Below are 17,005 nucleotides of genomic sequence, written 5' to 3'. Positions count from 1 at the left end.
GTGGTCAGGCGGCGGCTTCCATGGATGACCACCACGCGTCGAGGTCGGTGCGGCGGCAGCGAATCTGGCCGTTGGGGAGCTTGATGAGCTTCGGAGCCCTGCCACGGGCGCGCATGCGGTAGAAGGCGGCGCGGCTCATCTCGATCTCTTCGAGGACTTCGGGGAGCTTGAGCATCTTGGGGCGGGCCAAGGCGGTTACTCCTTCGTCTTCCTTCTCTTCTGGGGAATCCGCAACAGCCGCAACACCGCAACACCGCAGGTCAGAGCGACGGATTTGTTGCGGATGGCGGGAGTGTTGCGGATAGGTGCCGCCACACTGGGGTGTGTGGCGGTGGGGGAGATGCCGGGGTGGGTCAGCCTGCGAGAGCGGGTTGTGTTGCGGACTCGGGTGCCGTGTTGCGGTTCGGGGTGGCGGTTGGCGCAACAGGTTCACCGCTGTTGACCTGCGGTGTTGCGGACGTTGCGGCTGTTGCGGATTCCCCGGAGGGCGGGGGGCAGTAGCGCGTCCAGGCGTCCGTGAGGTCTTCCGCGTAGTAGCCCTTGGGCGTCCCGGACGGGGTGCGGAAGGTGCGGGGCTTGATCGGCTTGTTGTACGGGGTGACGTACTGGCCCAACAGCCGTGCGAGGGTACGGGAGTTGATCGGCTTGTCGTCCAGGTCTCCCCAGGGCGCGTCTTCCATGTGGAGCAGGCTTTCGATGATCACGGCGGTCGGCATGCGGTCGTCGCCGCAGAACACCTTGTCGCGCAGGTCGGTCAACAGCCGGACCCCGAGGGAGGCTTCGTCGTTGTCGTGCGCGGCGCTGATCAGTTCCAGGCAGGCGGTGCGGGCCCGGTCGGGCCAGGTGCCGCCGGCGGCGTCGGCCACGGCGAGCAGGGGTTCCCACATGTCGGCGGGGCGGTCGGTGACGCCTTCGGGCATGTCGGGCCAGGCGTTGGCGACCTGGTCCCGCACGGTGTCGGCCCACTTGGCGAGGCGCTCGCGCAGGGCGTGACCCTGCTTCTCGTGGGTGCGCTGGCGGTACGGTTCGGCCTTCTCGTTCGGGGCGCGCTTGCGCATGCGGATGATGACCGAGCGCGTCAGCACCGTGTCCGGCAGCGAACCGAGTCCCGCCATGGCCACGGCGCAGTAGGAGTTGAAGATCTGCGCGTTCTGGTTGGAGCCCTCCCCGACGCAGCGCAGGGCGCCGGCAGTGCGGCGCCATCCGGCGTTCAGGAACCCGCGCAGGGCCTCATCCGCGCCGGCCTTGGGTCCGAAGATGGTGTCCACCTCGTCGAACAGCACGGTGGGCAGACCTGCGGCGGAGTCGACGAGCCGGTACAGGGCGTTGGCGGAGGCGGACACCGTGGTGACGGGGCGCGGCGTGAGGAGTTCCACGATCTCCAGTGCCCGTGACTTGCCCGATCCGGGTTCCGGGGAGAGGAACGCGATGCGGGGTGTGGTCTCGAAGCACTCGATCAGGTGGGCGTGCGCGTCCCACAACGTCACGGCGACGTAGGCGGACTGGGTGGGGAAGACGTTGAACCGGCGGTGGAAGGCTTCCACCTCGTCCAACAGCACTGCCCCATCGATGAGTTGGGTCATGCGGCGGCCCTTCCTTCCTGCGCGGTGCGGAGCCGGCAGGTGACTGCGCGGTGGTAGTCGTAGTCGTCGACGAGTTCGGCCACCTCGTCGCGGCCGGTGGCGGTGGCGGTCTCGCCGCACCGGCAGGCGTATGCGGCGGTGGGGGTGTCTCCGTAGCGCTTGGACCAGCGGGCCCCGTCGTAGTGGTGGCGGTAGACGGGCGGGGCGTAGATGCGGATGCCGGGCCGTTGCGGTGTGGGGTTGTCCGGGTCGGTCGTCTGCGGGTCAGGGCTTGTGGGGACGCCTTCGGCGACGCCCTTCGGTTCGCCCAAGTTCGCCTGTGGCAAAGGGAGTTCGGCGGGGCGGAGAGGGGTCCGGGCGGGGATGAGGCTCTTAGAGCGGGAGGGGGTCCTCATGCGGCCCTGCCCCGGGGCGAGTTGTGGGTGATCGACCAGTCGAGAGCACGTCGGATCACGTCGTCGTAGTAGCGCTGAGGCTGTGTGGCGTTGGCCCCCGCTGCCTCTCTAAGAGCGTCCTCAACCCGTACGCGGGTGAGGTCGCCGGACGCGATGAACCGTCCCAGAGCGCGGGCGGCGCGCAGCAGTGTGGCGTTGCGGGTGCCGTCGGCGGCGGTGGCGACGCTATGGACCTCGTTGTCGAACGCTACATCCGCGTATCGGCTAGATTGCCCTGCTACGGCCCGTGGGGGTGCCTGTAGAGGCTTGGGGGCCGGTTTGAGGATGCTCAGCAGCCATCTGGGCACCGGGGCCGCTACAGGGGCACTGAGGGCTTCGTAGGGTCCGGCGGGTGTGATGCTGCCCGCTGCGACGACGTACCCGCCGGCTGCGCGGGTGTCGACCAACGGGGCAACGGTGCCTGCGGTGTTGGTCAGCCGGACGTCCGATGGGGCGGTGAAGTGCAGGTGTTGTCCGCCGCTCGCGGTCCGGGTCCGGTAGGTGGCGGGGACGGGATGCCCGGCGCGCTCGCAGAGCGCTGCGAAGGTTGCCGTGCCGTCAGGCGCGTCCGAACTGCCCTTGGTGCTTGAGGTCTTGGGCATGTCGAGGTCGACGACGAGCAGGCCTGAGGGTCCGCACGCGATGCCGATGTTGAACGGGGCCTGCGACCAGGCGGCTTGGATGCGGTCGGGGTCGGTGGTGGCGCGCTGTTCCCACTTCCGGTGTCCGCTCGCGCACGGCCCGGTACCGGTGCAGGACCGTTCCCCGTGCAGGGCGGGGCGCTTGGTGCCGGGTCGGAGGGGGAAGACGTGCCAGCCGCGTTCGGCGGTGTCCAGCGCTGCGCGCAGCAGCGCGCAGCGGGCGTCATGGGTCATGCTGGAGACCTCCAACAGGTCTGTTGAGGGCTGGTTGGGCAAGGGCGGCCCCGGACTTTGGTGAGACGGGGGCCGCCCTTGGCGTAGCTAGAAGGGCGGTTCGCTGCTGTAGCCGCGCGGGGTGCGGCGCAGCCAGCGCGGCAGGGGCAGCAGGGGCAGGCACCACGTGGTCCAGCACGGGCAGAGTTCGTAGTCGGTGCCCTCGTACTCGCCCGTGGCGGGGTGGCCGTAGTCGTGCGCGATGCCGCCCGCTCCCCGGCAGTTGGGGCAGTTGGGGGCGGGAGTGTCGATGAGGGCCAGCGTCTGGCGGGTGCCACAGATGACCCTGAAGCGGAGTCGAAGCACGGTGGTTGGTCTCCTGTCAGCCGTGGAAGTGGTTGCGCTTGAAGATCGCTTTGCGGATGTTGACCGTGCTCCCGCCGCCGTGGCCGCGTGTGCTGAAGACCTGCACGGCGATCCACCCACCGAAGATCACGGCCGCGAGGGTGATGAGCTGGGAGATGAGCGCGGTCAGGGCGGTGATGAACGCGGTCAGCATCAGCAGTCCGCCGCACACGGCTAGGAACCCGACGCCCCCGAGCGCGACGTTCACCGCCGCGCGGGAGACGGGCGGTTTGGCGACGAGGGGTTCGGGCTGGGTGGGGTTGATGGCGTAGCCGGTGACGACGCGGCCGTCCGGCAGGACGATGCTCGCCACGGACGGGATGCTGCCCGGCTGCATCGGAACGACGGGTGCCGGCGCCATGGCGGCGGCGGGGGCGAGCGGGGTGGGCTGGTGGACGGTCACGGCCCGTTCGGCGGGCACGTGACGGGGTGTCTCGGGGTACATACGGAATCCCTTCCGAACATGGGCTGGGGAGGCGGACACACCCCCTTCAGGGGGTGCTGTGGAGGGGGTTTTCGAGGGCTGACCTGGGGTGCCTCCCCGCCTCCCCGAAACGATGTTTCCCCTGATCAACGCGGGGGAGGCGGGGCGGGGAGGCGGTTGGGGAGTTCTCCCCGCCTCCCCGCCACGGGAGGGTTCGCCTCCCCGCGATCAGGAAGCGGAAGCGGAACCGTCCGTGTCGCGTTCGGCGAGGGCGGCGGTGATGTCGTCGCGGCGCACGACCATCCGCCCGTGGGACTTGTAGGCCTCGATGCCGTAGGACTCCAGCACGCGGCTGAGGTCGCCGAACGACCAGGCGCCGTAGGCGTCCTCGCTCAGCGCGGCGAGCCGCTTGATGATGTCCTGCGTGAACGCGCGCTTCCCGTCGCCGGCCACCGCGTCGATGTCGGCGAGCGGGTCACGCGTCTCGCCTCGGTCGATGGCGTGCAGGGTGGTGACTCCGGAGCGCAGGGCCTTCGCTCGTTCGGTGATGGCGTCGGCTCCGGCGTCGTCGATGAAGTGCGTGCGGACCGTGATGGAGGACTGTCCCTTGGGGATGGCGATCCCGTCCGAGGCGACGACGAGGGTGCCCTTGTCGAGGCCCTGGCGGAGCAGGTGCGGGGCGGCGCCGCCGTTGACGGCCTTCTCCCCGAGCGCCATGACGGCCTGCGACTCGGTGCCCAGGGCGAGTGAGGCCCGGGTGTGGGCGCCCTCGCGGACCAGCTTGGGAAGGTTCTGGTCGGTGGGGTCCTGGGTGCCCTCCCACATCAGCACGTCGACCACACGGCCCTGGTTGTGGACCTTGCGCACCGCCATGAAGTAGCGGGAGGTGGCTTTCGAGCCGCCGTAGGGGCGCTTCTCGTCGTCCTTGGCCGGGCACATGAACGCGACCTGCGCCTCATCGACGATGCCGATCAGCGGCTCGAAGACCGTGGCGGGGTCGCGGCGGCGCTGTTCCAGTCGCTGTTCCATCTCGTCGACCAGGCCCTCGACCATCTCGGTCGCCGCGATCACGTCCTCGTCGGTCGGGCCCTGGATCAGGATGGTTGCCAGGCCCTCGAACATGGCCCAGTCCCCGGCACCCTTCAGGTCGGCGATCCGGAACTCGACACTCTTGTCGAGCGCGGCCCACAGAGCGAGGGCCCGCAGGGCGGCGGTCTTGCCCTGGTTGGACAGACCGGTGATGAGCAGGTGGCGCTGATACAGCGACAGCGCGGCACCGTCCCCGCGCAGGTCCTGCCCCCACGGGGCGCGGCCGGTCTTGTAGTTCGCGGTCATCGTCTCGTCGGTGACCAGCGGCGACGGGCCGATCGGCTCATCGAGCGCCCCGGAGTCGGCGACCCACAGGCGGACCGTGCGGGCCGCTTCCGGGATGGTGATGAACACCTCGTGCTCGTGCCTCGTGAGGTTCTCCGCCAGCTTGCGGCGCCGCTGCTGGACCTCGTTCGTCGACACCCCGGAGGGCAGGGTCACGTCGACCTCGACACCGCACCCGGCGATCCGGATCGGACCCAGCATGGACGCGCCGGCGTCGCCCATCTCCTTGATGGCGTTGCGCAGCGCGGGCACCCCGAGGTCGCGCAGGGCCTTGACGACGATGGACGGGGTGATCGGCTCACCCTCCCCGTTGCGGACGTTGGCGGGGAGCGCCCACTGGGGTGCGGCCTGCTGCTTGCTGCCCACGGTCCACAGGGCGAGCAGGGCGAACAGCGGACCGAGGATCACAGCGGTGGGCCAGACGAGTTGCACGATCCGGATCAGGGTCGCGATGAACTCGATGGTCGCCTTCAACGGCGTGATCACGTCGCGGATGTCGTGGTTGTTGATGGCCATCACGACCCCGAGCGCGACCAGCACCCCGACGCTCATGGCGGCGCCGACCCCGACGCCCTTGGCCGCTTCCACGGGGGAGTGGAGGAGGTCCATGCGGCGGTGGTGGCGTGCTTGGCGGAAGCGCTGCAACCGGTCCTCCCACTCCTCCGCCAGCTCAAGGTTCCCGGCGACTTCCGCCGCGCGGATCATGCGCTCGTAGCGGGCCCCGGTCTTGCCGTCCCAGGTGCGGCGGGCCACGATCCGCCCGCCGTTGAACGTGTAGAGGCTGTGTCGGGCGACCGCGCGGGCAGCGGACTTGGTGGTGTCGTGGGTGACCGCGTGCTTCACGGCCCGCCCGGAGCGCACCCACAGGGGGACCAGGGGCGCGGGCGGGGCGTCGGGGACCACAGTCAGCACCGTGGGCGTCCCGTCCGACTCGGCATCGGTCGGGAGGTTCTTGACGAGGCGTACGACGTTCTCGGTCATGCTGGTGTTGCTCCTGACTGCCCTCTTGGGGGCGGGAGTTGGAGAAAGGGCGTCGGGGTGCCGGTGTCCGTGGAAAGAGGCGGGCACCCCGGCGCCTGGCTGGTCAGAGCCAGCGGGAAGACTTCCTCGCGGCCTTGGCGCGGGCCGCTTCGGTGAGCAGGCGCTGCTTCTCGCCGTGCAGGGCGGTGAGTTCGGCGGTCAGTCGGGCTTCGGCGGCGGACCCGGTGGTGTCCATCTGCCGCTCGGCACGGCCGGGGTTCCTGCCGCGTACGACCTGGTAGGAGCCGCCCGCGATGGCGCGGGCCATGGCGCGGCGCTCGGAGCCGTTCAGCGGCCACCACTCGCCCCGCTTCACCGCTTCCAGCTTCGCGGCGGTCTTCTCGATCTCGCGGTCCAGGCGGCGGATCTCGGACTTGGACATGCTCAACTCCCGTTCGGGGAGGGGGTGTTGGTGGGGTAGGCGCAGAGCACGCACATGCCGAGGGAGCGCGGCATGCAGTAGCTGTAGGTGACCTTGCAGACGGGGCAGGTCTGGCGGGCGAGCATGGCCAGCGCGAGGGCGCCCCACTTCCGCGAGGTCATCGGCCGTACGGGCTTGGCGAGGTCGATGCGGTAGAGGTAGGCGACCCGCACCGTGCCGGCGCGGCGGTTGATGCGCATGACCTGCGCCGCTATCGGCTGACCCCCGGGACGCAGGCCACGCGCCCTCAACTGGCGGCGGGTGGCGTACTGCTCGTCGCTGGGGGCGTACTTCCAGGGGAAGGTGGGGATGCCGTAGCGGGCCCCGCTCGGGTCGTAGCACTTGCCGAACGCGGCGGACATCACGGCGTCCCGACAGTGGCGATGCGCTCGGCAAGCAGCGCATCCCGCAGCATCCGGGCGTTGGCCGGCGAGGTGTGGATCGCGCGGCGGATGCCCTCAGCGGTCACCTTCGCGTCCGGCAGTCCCGTGGTCGCGGTGCGGGCCTCGTCGAGCAACTGCGCCTGCGTGCGCTTGGGTTGGGGCGATCGGACCACGTTGGGAACCCGACCGGTCGCCGCACGCGGGCGGGTCGATGCCGCCGCGACCGTGCGCTGGGGAGTCGACCCGATCGACGTGACCGGGGCCGACCCGATGGCGGGTACGGGCTTGAGCGGGAGAGCCGACTTCAGAAAGCCGACCGGCAGCGGATCGGGCATCCGTACCGGGTTCGCCACGGCGGACGCGGTGATCGGCGCGGGGGTCGATTCCGGCAGGTCAGCCGTAGACCGTTTCATTGTGTTCTCGGTAGATTCCTCCGCATTCACGACCGAGGCCACGATCGGGGCGGGCTGGTGGTGAAGCACCTTCGCGACGAGATCGGAACCGAAGTAGATCGACCCGACCGGAAGCGACGTGGCCAACAGGACCAAAGCCCAGTTGGCGGGGTCCCAGTCGGCAAGGCGTCCCCAGTCGACCGTGGCCCCGTGCAGCGCGGGAACGAGGCCGTGAACGTAGTTGAGGACCAGGGACGCGCCCGTGTAGGTGCCCAGCACCCGCAGTGCGAACTTCCGGTCGTTGCCGACCAGTACGAGGGTGGCGACCAGGGCGAGGGCCATCAGGCCGTCGACCACGAACGGGTAGAGGGTGGCGGCGGTGTGGTCCGCGCCGATCGCGTTCGCGATGTCCCGTAGCGCGTTCCACGACACCCGGAACGCCATCCCGACCACCACGACGAGCGCGGTGATGAGCAGGCTTTTCCCGAAGCGGTTCACCGGTCGCCTCCCTCGAACGAGGGGTTGACCAGACCGGTCAGCGCGGCGATCTCGTCGCCGGTCAGCACGGTCCGTTCGTCCATGGCGTGTGCCACGGTGCGGATCTCGCGCCACAGGTGGCCGACCTTGCGCCGCGCCATGCCCTGGACCATCCCCCAGGACTTGCCGCCCTCGGGGACGCGGGTGCGACCGAGGCGATGGCCGAACTGGCGCAGGACGTCGATGGCCAGCTCACGGTCATGGGCGGCGGCGCACGCGGCGGCGCGCTCCGGGGTCCACAGGCCGTAGGCCATCAGGTAGGTGACGTGGGCGAGTTCGCCGGCCGCGCACTGTGCGGCGTAGTGCCACGGCGGGGTGTCCTGCGTCTGGTGCGCGGTGTTGCCGGTCACCGCCCACTGGCCCGGCGCCGGCTCCCAGGCGATGACCTCGGAGGTGATGACGTGCATGCCGTAGGCCATGGACAGCACCGCGTGGCCGGCCTCGTGGAAGGCCATACCGAGACGGGCCTGTTCGTAGGAGAGCGGCATGTCCAGCCACGGCCGGGGCTTGCCCGTGTGGTCGGACAGGATCGCGGGGGCGGGGGCGGTGGTCCTCATGCGCCCACCCCGTCCAGCTCGGAGCGGTTGGCCAGCTCACGGCGGGCGGTGAGCAGGCGGCGCCGGGCCCGGCGGATGCGCTGCCGGTCCAGCTCGGAGGGGGTGCGGTCCAAGGTCATGATCTGCGCGTCGATCAGGTCGACGTCCGCCAGGATGACGGGCAACTCGATGTTGATCGCGTCCAGTTCAGCGAACGTCGGTTCGCGGTCGAACTCGTCGGCAGTAACAACCACCTGAAGTGCACCGATGTGCTTCATGGGTCGTGGTTCCTCTCGAAGGGTGAACGGCCCGAAAAGCGGCCCTCGGAGTTGCACCTCCGGGGGCCGCGTGCCGTCGAAGTCGGTATCCGACTCCCCGCGCTCCTGTCCGTACGACCACCGCACACAGCGAGGGTCGGACGGACAGGAGAGGCAGCCGGCCGCAGCGTTCGTGCTGCGAAGCCGAGAACGGACCGGATCAGGGGGTGGTGTGGCGCCGCCGGCCGGTCCATGCGGCGGCGCCTGGGTATGTCGTCGGCTCATGCCGACCTCCCGCGAGTAGCTGGGACACGGCTTTCACCTGCGCGCCGTTGCCACGGAGCGCAGGTCCCGAGCCGGTGAATCGGGTGCGTCATCGTCACTGCTCTGACGCCAGCAGGGCGGCGCGTATCAGGTGGCGCGCCCGGAGGTCGGTTCCCACCGATCCCCGGGGCGTTTCTCCAGAGCTGACACGCAGGGCGGGAAAGGTTCACCCGCCACGAAGTGGCCGCCAACGGCCGTCACCCGGGCCGTCGCGGGGACGGGGAGTTGAACCCCGTCGAACTTGAATCCCTATTGAATTCTCAACCAACTGACGCTGCCTTCGTACTCACCCCTGCGGGCTTTCCTCCGGGCGTTGACGCTGCTCCGAGCCGGTACGCCCGTCATCAATGCGGGCATACCTGGGCACGATGACCCTCGGTCGACGTTCCGACCGGCGGGCACATCCCTAAGGTTCCCTAGGGTTCCCTGCGGTGTCAAGCGGTAGGGTAGGGAACCGCAGGGAACTGGTGAGAGGGAGCAGGCGACATGGCAGGTCAGGCCGACAATCGGGCGCCGTACGCGAAAATTGCCGCCCACTACACGGAGTTGATCGAGTCCGGTGAGATGTCGCCCGGAGAGCTTCTGCCGAGCATCAAGAACCTCTCGGAGAAGTGGGGCGTGAGCACTGCAACGGCTGAGAAGGCGCTGCGCAAGCTGCGCAACGAGGGTCTAGTCAGGGGGATTCACGGCATCGGGACTGAAGTCCTTGACCGGCCCTCGTCGATGTCCTCGGGATCTCAGCGCCAGGATCGGGGCCGCCGTACCGGATCAAGCTGGGGGTCAGGCGAAAGGTCCGACTCTCATCAGGCCGCCATCGTTCCTGCGCCCCCAGAGGTGGCCCAAGCCCTGGGCGTCGACCCACAATCCGACGTAATCCGCCGATGCCGGGTGTACCGAGACCGGCACGGCATCGTGGCGCACAGTACGTCTTGGATTCCCGCTCAGTACGGGAGGTTGATCCCGCAACTGGCCAACAGCGAGCGACTGACGGGGGGAACATCCCTCCAGCTCATCTCAGAGGCGACGGGCCTCCCGATCAGTCATCGGATCGACAGTGCCTCAGCGCGGCTGCTGACTGCGGAGGATGCTCAGCTCTTGGAACTGAACTCTGAGAACCCGCCGGCGGAACCCGTGGTCGTGATGACTGCGAAGTTCATCGACAGCGAGGGGAATGTCGTCGAGTACGGTGTCGACCTTGGAGGCCCTGGTCGCACCTGGCGGACCGAATCGGAGGTTTCCCAGTGAGGACTATGGACGACACGCTCATGAGCGTGCTCGAAGTCCGCATGGGTAACCTGCTTGCCGCTCGCCGTGACGGCTTGCTCACCCCTGAAGCTGAAGCCGAGATGACTGCCATCTCCCAGACTCTGACGAGACCGATGTTCCTGCGCCCACCGTTCTGTGTCCTGATGGCTGGACTCCCCGGCTCCGGCAAGACCACTCTTGCCCGTGTTCTCACTGATCGCGGGTTCGTGCGCCTGTGCCCGGATGAGGAGATGTACCGCCGCCATGGTGTGTACGGGGTGGACTTCCCGCGAGGCACTTTCCCCACCCTTGAGCGTCCGGTGCTTGAGGACGTCGCGGCTGAACTTCGCGAACACCTCATGGCGGGGCGCGATGTTGTGGTTGATCATGGTTTTTGGACCCCGGATGACCGCACCCGGTGGCGAACTATCGCGACCGACGTCGGCGCAACTCCGGTACTCGTCTACCTCGAAGCAAGCCACGATGAACTCTGGTCAAGGATCAACAAGCGCAACGCGGACCATGAGCACGATCCCAACTCGGTCTACTTCTCGGAGAGTGATCTCCAGCGCTACCGCACCCGATTCGTGCCACCCGAGTCGGACGAACCGCACATCACCTTCGATGGTGACCCTGCGACCCTGATTGCAGTGTTGGAAGAGGCTGACCAGTAGGGCCGTTTCCCCCAGGCGTCCCCCGGCGGTTGCGCTTTCTGGAGAAACCCCTGGTCACAGGCGACGAATGGAGCCCGCTGTAAATCTGCCGGCTTAGCCTACCCAGGTTCGAACCCTGGCGCCGCCACAAGATCGAAAGGGTCTGTGATCAGCAGTAATGCTGATCACAGACCCTTTCGTCGTTCCCGGGGTCTTCCCGCGGCATCCCGAAGTCGCCCCGGAGGCATCCCCGCGGCCCCCTCCGCCCTGCCGCCAACCTTGACGTGCCCGTGCCACAGCCCTACTGTCGCGGCACCGCGTTCACGTTGAAACATATAGTTCATACACGTGAACGCCTGCTCCGCCAACCGAGTCGAGTCCACAGAGCAGACAGGAAGGCACCCCCCATGCGCATGCGTACGCTGCTCACCTCCCTGGCCACCGTCGTCGCCGTCACCGGCGGCCTCGCCCTCACGGCGCCCGCCGCGTCGGGCAGTACCGGCGCCGCCCACGTCGTCGCCGCCCCCCTGGCCGACCCCTCCGTCGCACCCGGCGGGAACTTCGACCTGGGGGTGTGGCAGCTCCAGGAGCCGATCGGGTCCCCCGGCTCACCCACGACGATCTCGTCGTCCCGCCTCCAGGGGGCCAACGGCTTCCAGGACTCGTACTTCTACACGGACACCCGCGACGGCGCGATGACCTTCTGGGCGCCGGAGAAGGGCGTCACCACCCCCAACTCGAACTACGCCCGCTCCGAGTTGCGGGAGATGAACCGCAGCGGCAGCGCCGCCGACTGGTCGCTCAGCGGCACCCACACGATGAAGGCGACGCTCCGAGTCGTCTCCGTCACGTCGAACGTCTGCGTCGGCCAGATCCACCTCGGCAGCGGCGGCACGTCCACCAAGCCGCTGCTGGAGCTGTACTACCGCTCCAGCGGCGACATCGTCCTCGGCACCGAGAACTCGCCCTCGGGCGGCCAGACCCTGCACACCGTGGGCAACGTGTCGGTCGGCAAGACGTGGAGCTACACGATCGGCGTCTCGGGCGGAAACACCATCAACCTGACGGTCAACGGGAGCACCACGCACTACGCGATCCCGTCGTCCTTCAACGCCTACAAGCAGTACTTCAAGGCCGGTTCGTACAACCAGTCGTCCTCGGACAGCACCACCAAGGGCGCCCGCGTCGCGTTCTACGGCCTCACCGTCGCCCACAGCTGAGCGAGCCTCGACAGCCGACCCGGCCTGCGGCGGGGCAGACTGATCCCATGTCGTCACGCCGCAGAAGCTGCCCCGAGTGCCGTCGTGAAATCGCCGTCGTGGCCGGCCGGTTCGCGCGGCACGATCCGCCCGGCGCCCGGGAGAGCGGGGACCTCGTGTCGTGCCCCGGGTCCCGCCGCCAGGCGGAACTCGGGGCGGCCCAGCCCGCGTTGGACGGATACGTGGTTCCGGAGTTCCCCGGCCAGATGCCACTCTTCTGAACGGCGGCCCACCCCGCCGCCGGGGAACCCCAGTCGCTCAGATCCTCAGTTCCCCGCCACCGACTTCACCGCCACCGACACCGGCGCGGACCCGCCGATCAGCTCCAGCGTCAGGCCGGCCGTCGCCGGGGTCTCCACCAACTCCGCGAGTACGGCGGCCACATCGTCGCGCGGGATCGCGCCGCGACCGGTGTGGGCCTCCAGTCGGACCAGCCCGGTGCCGGCGTCGTTCGTGAGCGAACCGGGGCGCAGGATCGTCCAGTCCAGGGCGTCCAGCCCGCGTACATACGCGTCGGCCTCGCCCTTGGCCCGCAGATACACGTCGAAGACGCCGTCCCCGGCGTGCGTCGGATCCGCGCCCATCGAGGACACGACGACATGCCGTCGTACGCCCGCCAGGACCGCCGCGTCGGCGAACAGCACCGCCGAACCCCGGTCCACCGTGTCCTTGCGGGCCGTGCCGCTGTTCGGGCCCGCGCCGGCCGCGAAGACCGCCGCGTCCGCGCCCCGCAGTTGCGCCGCGACCTCCTCGACCGAGGCCGACTCCAGGTCCAGCAGCAGCGGTTCGGCGCCGGCCGCCCTTAGATCGTCGCCCTGTTCGGCGTTGCGGATGATGCCCGCGACCTCTTCACCGCGTGCGGCGAGCAGGCGCTCCAGCCGCAGCGCGATCTGACCATGACCTCCAGCGATGACAATGCGCATGCCTTCGACCGTACGCCCGGACGGCCGCACGCGCCGCATGACTTCAGCCGCGTCCCAGCGGCGCACACTCGCGATGGACGCGCCGGGCGCGCGGACCCGAGCCATGGCGCCTCAGGCGTACGCCCCGGCGCGTTGACAGCCGCTCACGACAACTCGCCCCGTCCCTGCCGGGGCAGCCCCAACTCCGAGCCCGCCGCCGTGTTGCAGTACTCCCGCACCGCGCTGGTCCGTGCCACCACGCGCCCCCGGTGCACCACGATCCGGCTGTACGCCAGCGACAGCGCGCCCGCGAGCCGGTCGCCGCGCACCGCGAGCAGTTCGGCCGGAAACCCCGCCTCGACCCGGACCTCGGGCAGGCCGAGCGCCGCGCGTGCCGACGAACTCACCGTGTCGTAGGCGTCCTCGGGCCGCATCCCGTGCCGTGAGGCCAGCAGATAGGCCGCCTCCAAGGGGTCCCCGCGGCCCACCGGGTTGGACACGTCCCGCAGGGCGCCGCTGCCCGCGGCGACCTGGACGCCGGCCGTGCGCAGCAGTCGTACGGGAGTCGTCCCCCGCCGGTCGACGCCGCCGCAGCCGCCCTGCGGCAGGCAGACCACCGTCACGCCGGCGGCGGCCAGTTGGTCCGCGATCCGTGTGACCGTGTCCGCAGGCAGCCGCCCCAGGCCGCCGCACGGGCCGAGCGTCACCCCGGGGCGCATCCCGCCCGCGACGGCCGCCAGCCGGGCCAGGCGGGTCGGGTCGGCGGCGTCCGTGTGCAGGTCGACGGGACAGCCGTGCTCGGACGCGACCTCCAGGACGGCTTCCACATACCCCGTCGGATCGGGGTCCAAATCTGGACAACCACCTACTACAGAGGCACCCATTTTCAGCGCGTCCCGCAACATCGCGAGCCCGTCCGCCCCCGCCACCCCGGTCAGCAGCCGGGGCATCGCCACCGCCGTCAGCTCCGCCAGGCCCCGCAGCGCCCGCCGCGCCCGCAGTACGGCGGCCAGCGCGCTCAGCCCCTGAACGTCCCCCACGCGCACGTGTGCCCGCTGTGCCGTCGCCCCGTGCCCGAGTTGCAGCAGCGCGGCCTCGGTGGCGCGGCGCTGGACGTCCTGGGGGTCGTAGGAGACCGGTCCGCCGTTCTCGGCCGACAGGGCGGTGTCACTGTGCGTGTGCGGCTCGGCCGGGGCCGGGAGGAGGAGATAGCCGCTGAGATCCACGCGCGCGCCGCACGCGCGCGCGGCGTCCGTCGCCAGGCTGCCGGCCGTGCCGACCGCCTCGATGCGCCCGCCGCCCAGCCGTACGTCCACGGTCCGGCCGTCGGTCAGCCGGGCCCCGCACAGCAGGAGCGCGGCCGGGTCGGCCGGTCCCGACGAGCCTGAGGAACCCGACGGGCCGGACGACGAGTGGGACGGCTGGGGCTGACTGTCGGGCATCGCGCTCCAGGGGCTCAGGGCTTCGCGGGCTCGGGGCTTCGGGGCTCAGGACCGGGGACTGCGCAAAGGGGCGCAAGATCACGCAGAGTGAGTCGAGCCTAGGGCGGTGATCCGCTCACGGCCGGGAGGAGCGCAATAGTCGTACCGGTGTGGTCCCCCATACGGGAGGGGGCTCTGAGGCCTCTGGGAGGGCCGTGGAAGCGGCTGGAGCGGGGCCGCGAAACGGATTTGGGCGAACGGTCGCCGAGCGTGTAATGTCTTCATCGCTCGCCCCAATAGCTCAGTCGGTAGAGCGTCTCCATGGTAAGGAGAAGGTCTACGGTTCGATTCCGTATTGGGGCTCTGGTGTGAAAGGTTCTCGTCGCAAGATGGGAACCGATCGCATCACAGCGGTGTAGCTCAGTCGGTAGAGCAAGCGGCTCATAATCGCTGTGTCACCGGTTCAAGTCCGGTCACCGCTACTGACAGTAGCCGATTGCGGGGTCGGTCCTTCGATCGGCTACTCTGTTATGCGTTCATAGTCCCATCCGTTCGTCAAGGAGCACTCCTGTGGCTGCCACCGACGTCCGCCCGAAGATCACGCTGGCCTGCGTGGAGTGCAAGGAGCGGAACTACATCACCAAGAAGAACCGGCGTAACAACCCGGACCGTCTTGAGATGAAGAAGCACTGCCCGCGTTGCAATGCGCATACCGCGCATCGCGAAACGCGATAAGTATCAGGCTCGTACACGAGGCCGTCCCCGAAGTCTGGGGACGGCCTCGCGTCGTTCTCCACACAGCAGGCCGGACAGCAGGCCACACGGCAGCAGGAACATCAGGAGGTACCGGGCCATGGCGCTCGACCAGTCCTTCGTAGGGCGGACCTATCCGCCCACCGACCCGTACGAGGTGGGCCGGGAGAAGATCCGCGAGTTCGCGGAGGCGGTGGGCGACGCCAACCCGGCGTACACGGACCCGGAGGCCGCCAAGGCGCTCGGGCACCCCGACGTGATCGCCCCGCCGACCTTCGTCTTCTCCATCACGTTCAAGGCGGCCGGACAGGTCGTCCAGGACCCGCAGCTCGGCCTCGACTACAGCCGCGTCGTGCACGGCGACCAGAAGTTCGTCTACGTCCGCCCCGTGCGCGCCGGCGACCGCCTCACGGTCACCTCCACCATCGAGGCGATCAAGTCGATGGCGGGCAACGACATCCTGGACATCCGCGGCGAGGTCCACGACGAGGCCGGCGAGCACGTCGTGACCGCCTGGACCAAGCTCGTGGCCCGCGCGGCGGAGGGGAGCTGACATGACGGCGAAGATCGCGTACGACGAGGTCGAGGTCGGCACCGAGCTGCCCGCCCAGACCTTCCCCGTGACCCGCGCCGCCCTCGTCCAGTACGCGGGCGCCTCCGGGGACTTCAACCCGATCCACTGGAACGAGAAGTTCGCCAAGGAGGTCGGGCTCCCGGACGTCATCGCGCACGGCATGTTCACCATGGCCGAGGCGATCCGCGTGGTCACCGACTGGACCGGCGACCCGGGCGCGGTCGCCGAGTACGGCGTGCGTTTCACCAAGCCCGTCGTCGTCCCGAACGACGACCAGGGCGCGACCGTCGAGGTCAGCGCCAAGGTCGCCGCCAAGCTCGACGACAACACGGTCCGCGTGGACCTGGTGGCGATGAGCGCAGGCCAGAAGGTGCTCGGCATGTCACGGGCCGTCGTACGACTGGCGTGAGCTGAAGTAAGGGGCGTCCGCCACTGCGGGCGCCCCTTACGCATGGGTCGGCCGGGCCGACTCGGTCACCGGCAGTGACGTCGGCGGCCTCGGAGCCCGCCCGCCCGTGTGTCGTGCCGCACATCGAACGACCTCTCGCCTCCCGTTCCCGTCCCGGAACTCCGTCGAAGCCACCCCTTGACGTAGTTAGTGATTGAGTACTAACTTTCTCGCATGGTCAGGATGAGCGCAGAAGAGAGGCGCGAGAGCGTCGTCCGCGCGGCGATCACCGAGTTCGCGCAGCGGGGGTACTACGGCACCTCCACCGAGGCGATCGCCAAGCGGGTCGGTGTCTCGCAGCCGTATCTCTTCCGGCTCTTCCCGGGTAAGAAGGCGATCTTCGCGGCGGCCTCGCTGCGGTGCGTGGAGGACGTGTGCCGGGTCGCGGAGGAGGCGTCGAAGGGGCTGGAGGGCGAGGATGCCCTGCATGCCATGGCCGACGCCTATGTGCGGCTCATCACCGAGCATCCCGAGAAGCTCCAGATGCAGATGCAGACGTACATCACCGTGGCCGCCGCCGAGGCGGAGGGCGACCACGAGTTCGGCGAGGCCGTGCGAACGGGCTGGATGAGGCTCTGGGACGTCGTGCATCTGCCCCTGGGGGCGGATATCGAGCAGACCACGACCTTCATGGCGTACGGAATGCTGATCAACACCCTTGTGGCCATGGGTTTTTCGCCCGAGCACCGGGTCTGGGAAGGGTTGTATCCGGAGGCCCGTACCACCGGTCGGCTGGAGAAGTCGTAGTGGCGGGCAAGGGGCGGATTCTGCGCCTCTTCGTGCCCGGCGAAGTTAGTCATCAATAA

22 protein-coding genes and 2 tRNA genes are annotated in these 17,005 nt (G+C 69.3%); 10 read left to right on the top strand and 14 right to left on the bottom strand.

Annotated features, from left to right (window positions below):
* Positions 1–4: 4 nt before the first annotated feature.
* From OG226_RS21870 to OG226_RS21815, 12 genes are all read right to left on the bottom strand, one after another.
* Positions 5–190 (bottom strand): helix-turn-helix transcriptional regulator, encoded by a 186-nt coding sequence (locus OG226_RS21870; RefSeq protein ID WP_329349782.1) that lies wholly within the window; start codon positions 188–190, stop codon positions 5–7.
* A 163-nt stretch (positions 191–353) separates the two neighbouring features.
* Positions 354–1,583 carry a DUF3631 domain-containing protein gene (locus tag OG226_RS21865; RefSeq protein WP_329349781.1) on the bottom strand — a complete coding sequence of 410 codons (1,230 nt, stop codon included), beginning with the start codon at positions 1,581–1,583 and terminating at the stop codon, positions 354–356.
* Positions 1,580–1,894, bottom strand: coding sequence for a hypothetical protein (locus OG226_RS21860; protein ID WP_329349780.1), 315 nt, complete (start codon positions 1,892–1,894; stop codon positions 1,580–1,582). Before OG226_RS21860 ends, OG226_RS21865 begins: the two co-directional genes overlap by 4 nt.
* Before the next feature lie 80 nt (positions 1,895–1,974).
* Positions 1,975–2,892, bottom strand: coding sequence for a bifunctional DNA primase/polymerase (locus tag OG226_RS21855; RefSeq protein ID WP_329349779.1), 918 nt, complete (start codon positions 2,890–2,892; stop codon positions 1,975–1,977).
* A gap of 87 nt (positions 2,893–2,979) precedes the next feature.
* Complete coding sequence (locus OG226_RS21850) at positions 2,980–3,237, bottom strand: hypothetical protein (protein WP_329349778.1); 258 nt, start codon at positions 3,235–3,237, stop codon at positions 2,980–2,982.
* Between the two features lie 16 nt (positions 3,238–3,253).
* Positions 3,254–3,721 (bottom strand): hypothetical protein, encoded by a 468-nt coding sequence (locus OG226_RS21845; RefSeq protein WP_329349777.1) that lies wholly within the window; start codon positions 3,719–3,721, stop codon positions 3,254–3,256.
* A 207-nt stretch (positions 3,722–3,928) separates the two neighbouring features.
* Positions 3,929–6,055, bottom strand: coding sequence for an FtsK/SpoIIIE domain-containing protein (locus OG226_RS21840; RefSeq protein ID WP_329349776.1), 2,127 nt, complete (start codon positions 6,053–6,055; stop codon positions 3,929–3,931).
* 103 nt (positions 6,056–6,158) lie between these two features.
* Positions 6,159–6,476, bottom strand: coding sequence for a hypothetical protein (locus tag OG226_RS21835; protein ID WP_329349775.1), 318 nt, complete (start codon positions 6,474–6,476; stop codon positions 6,159–6,161).
* Between the two features lie 2 nt (positions 6,477–6,478).
* The gene (locus OG226_RS21830) at positions 6,479–6,877 is read right to left on the bottom strand and encodes an RRQRL motif-containing zinc-binding protein (RefSeq protein WP_329349774.1); all 399 of its coding nucleotides are present in this window, start codon (positions 6,875–6,877) and stop codon (positions 6,479–6,481) included.
* The gene (locus OG226_RS21825; RefSeq protein ID WP_329349773.1) at positions 6,877–7,788 is read right to left on the bottom strand and encodes a DUF2637 domain-containing protein; all 912 of its coding nucleotides are present in this window, start codon (positions 7,786–7,788) and stop codon (positions 6,877–6,879) included. The genes OG226_RS21830 and OG226_RS21825 overlap by 1 nt, the downstream gene beginning before the upstream one ends.
* Positions 7,785–8,384 carry a hypothetical protein gene (locus OG226_RS21820; protein WP_329349772.1) on the bottom strand — a complete coding sequence of 200 codons (600 nt, stop codon included), beginning with the start codon at positions 8,382–8,384 and terminating at the stop codon, positions 7,785–7,787. Before OG226_RS21820 ends, OG226_RS21825 begins: the two co-directional genes overlap by 4 nt.
* Positions 8,381–8,641, bottom strand: coding sequence for a DUF6284 family protein (locus OG226_RS21815; protein ID WP_329349771.1), 261 nt, complete (start codon positions 8,639–8,641; stop codon positions 8,381–8,383). The genes OG226_RS21820 and OG226_RS21815 overlap by 4 nt, the downstream gene beginning before the upstream one ends.
* Before the next feature lie 789 nt (positions 8,642–9,430).
* On the opposite strand from OG226_RS21815, the gene OG226_RS21810 reads away from it, so the two are divergent.
* From OG226_RS21810 to OG226_RS21795, 4 genes are all read left to right on the top strand, one after another.
* The gene (locus OG226_RS21810) at positions 9,431–10,189 is read left to right on the top strand and encodes a GntR family transcriptional regulator (protein WP_329349770.1); all 759 of its coding nucleotides are present in this window, start codon (positions 9,431–9,433) and stop codon (positions 10,187–10,189) included.
* Positions 10,186–10,863: an AAA family ATPase gene (locus OG226_RS21805; RefSeq protein WP_443066902.1), complete on the top strand. Its 678-nt coding sequence runs from the start codon at positions 10,186–10,188 to the stop codon at positions 10,861–10,863. Before OG226_RS21810 ends, OG226_RS21805 begins: the two co-directional genes overlap by 4 nt.
* Before the next feature lie 386 nt (positions 10,864–11,249).
* Complete coding sequence (locus OG226_RS21800; RefSeq protein WP_327401975.1) at positions 11,250–12,062, top strand: polysaccharide lyase family 7 protein; 813 nt, start codon at positions 11,250–11,252, stop codon at positions 12,060–12,062.
* 47 nt (positions 12,063–12,109) lie between these two features.
* Positions 12,110–12,322 (top strand): hypothetical protein, encoded by a 213-nt coding sequence (locus tag OG226_RS21795; RefSeq protein WP_026150157.1) that lies wholly within the window; start codon positions 12,110–12,112, stop codon positions 12,320–12,322.
* A 45-nt stretch (positions 12,323–12,367) separates the two neighbouring features.
* On the opposite strand, the gene OG226_RS21790 is transcribed toward OG226_RS21795, so the two are convergent.
* Together OG226_RS21790 and OG226_RS21785 are read right to left on the bottom strand one after the other, a co-directional pair.
* Positions 12,368–13,024 carry an NAD(P)H-binding protein gene (locus OG226_RS21790; protein ID WP_329349768.1) on the bottom strand — a complete coding sequence of 219 codons (657 nt, stop codon included), beginning with the start codon at positions 13,022–13,024 and terminating at the stop codon, positions 12,368–12,370.
* 143 nt (positions 13,025–13,167) lie between these two features.
* Positions 13,168–14,445 (bottom strand): amidohydrolase family protein, encoded by a 1,278-nt coding sequence (locus tag OG226_RS21785; protein ID WP_329349767.1) that lies wholly within the window; start codon positions 14,443–14,445, stop codon positions 13,168–13,170.
* Between the two features lie 269 nt (positions 14,446–14,714).
* Here OG226_RS21785 and OG226_RS21780 point away from each other — a divergent pair.
* The 6 genes from OG226_RS21780 to OG226_RS21755 all read left to right on the top strand — a co-directional run bounded on the left by OG226_RS21780 (position 14,715) and on the right by OG226_RS21755 (position 16,946).
* Positions 14,715–14,787: transfer RNA gene (locus tag OG226_RS21780), tRNA-Thr, on the top strand.
* 46 nt (positions 14,788–14,833) lie between these two features.
* Positions 14,834–14,906 (top strand) — tRNA-Met (locus tag OG226_RS21775).
* Positions 14,907–14,994: 88 nt separating this feature from the next.
* The gene (gene rpmG, locus OG226_RS21770) at positions 14,995–15,159 is read left to right on the top strand and encodes a 50S ribosomal protein L33 (RefSeq protein WP_003948671.1); all 165 of its coding nucleotides are present in this window, start codon (positions 14,995–14,997) and stop codon (positions 15,157–15,159) included.
* A gap of 118 nt (positions 15,160–15,277) precedes the next feature.
* Positions 15,278–15,730, top strand: a complete 453-nt coding sequence (locus tag OG226_RS21765) for a MaoC family dehydratase N-terminal domain-containing protein (protein WP_329349766.1) — start codon at positions 15,278–15,280, stop codon at positions 15,728–15,730.
* A 1-nt stretch (position 15,731) separates the two neighbouring features.
* The gene (locus OG226_RS21760) at positions 15,732–16,160 is read left to right on the top strand and encodes a MaoC family dehydratase (protein ID WP_329349765.1); all 429 of its coding nucleotides are present in this window, start codon (positions 15,732–15,734) and stop codon (positions 16,158–16,160) included.
* Between the two features lie 213 nt (positions 16,161–16,373).
* Positions 16,374–16,946, top strand: a complete 573-nt coding sequence (locus tag OG226_RS21755) for a TetR/AcrR family transcriptional regulator (protein WP_328680169.1) — start codon at positions 16,374–16,376, stop codon at positions 16,944–16,946.
* Positions 16,947–17,005 lie beyond the last annotated feature (59 nt).

Source organism: Streptomyces sp. NBC_01261 (assembly GCF_036226385.1).
Lineage (GTDB): Bacteria > Actinomycetota > Actinomycetes > Streptomycetales > Streptomycetaceae > Streptomyces.
This window is presented reverse-complemented; position numbering and strand designations above follow the sequence as displayed.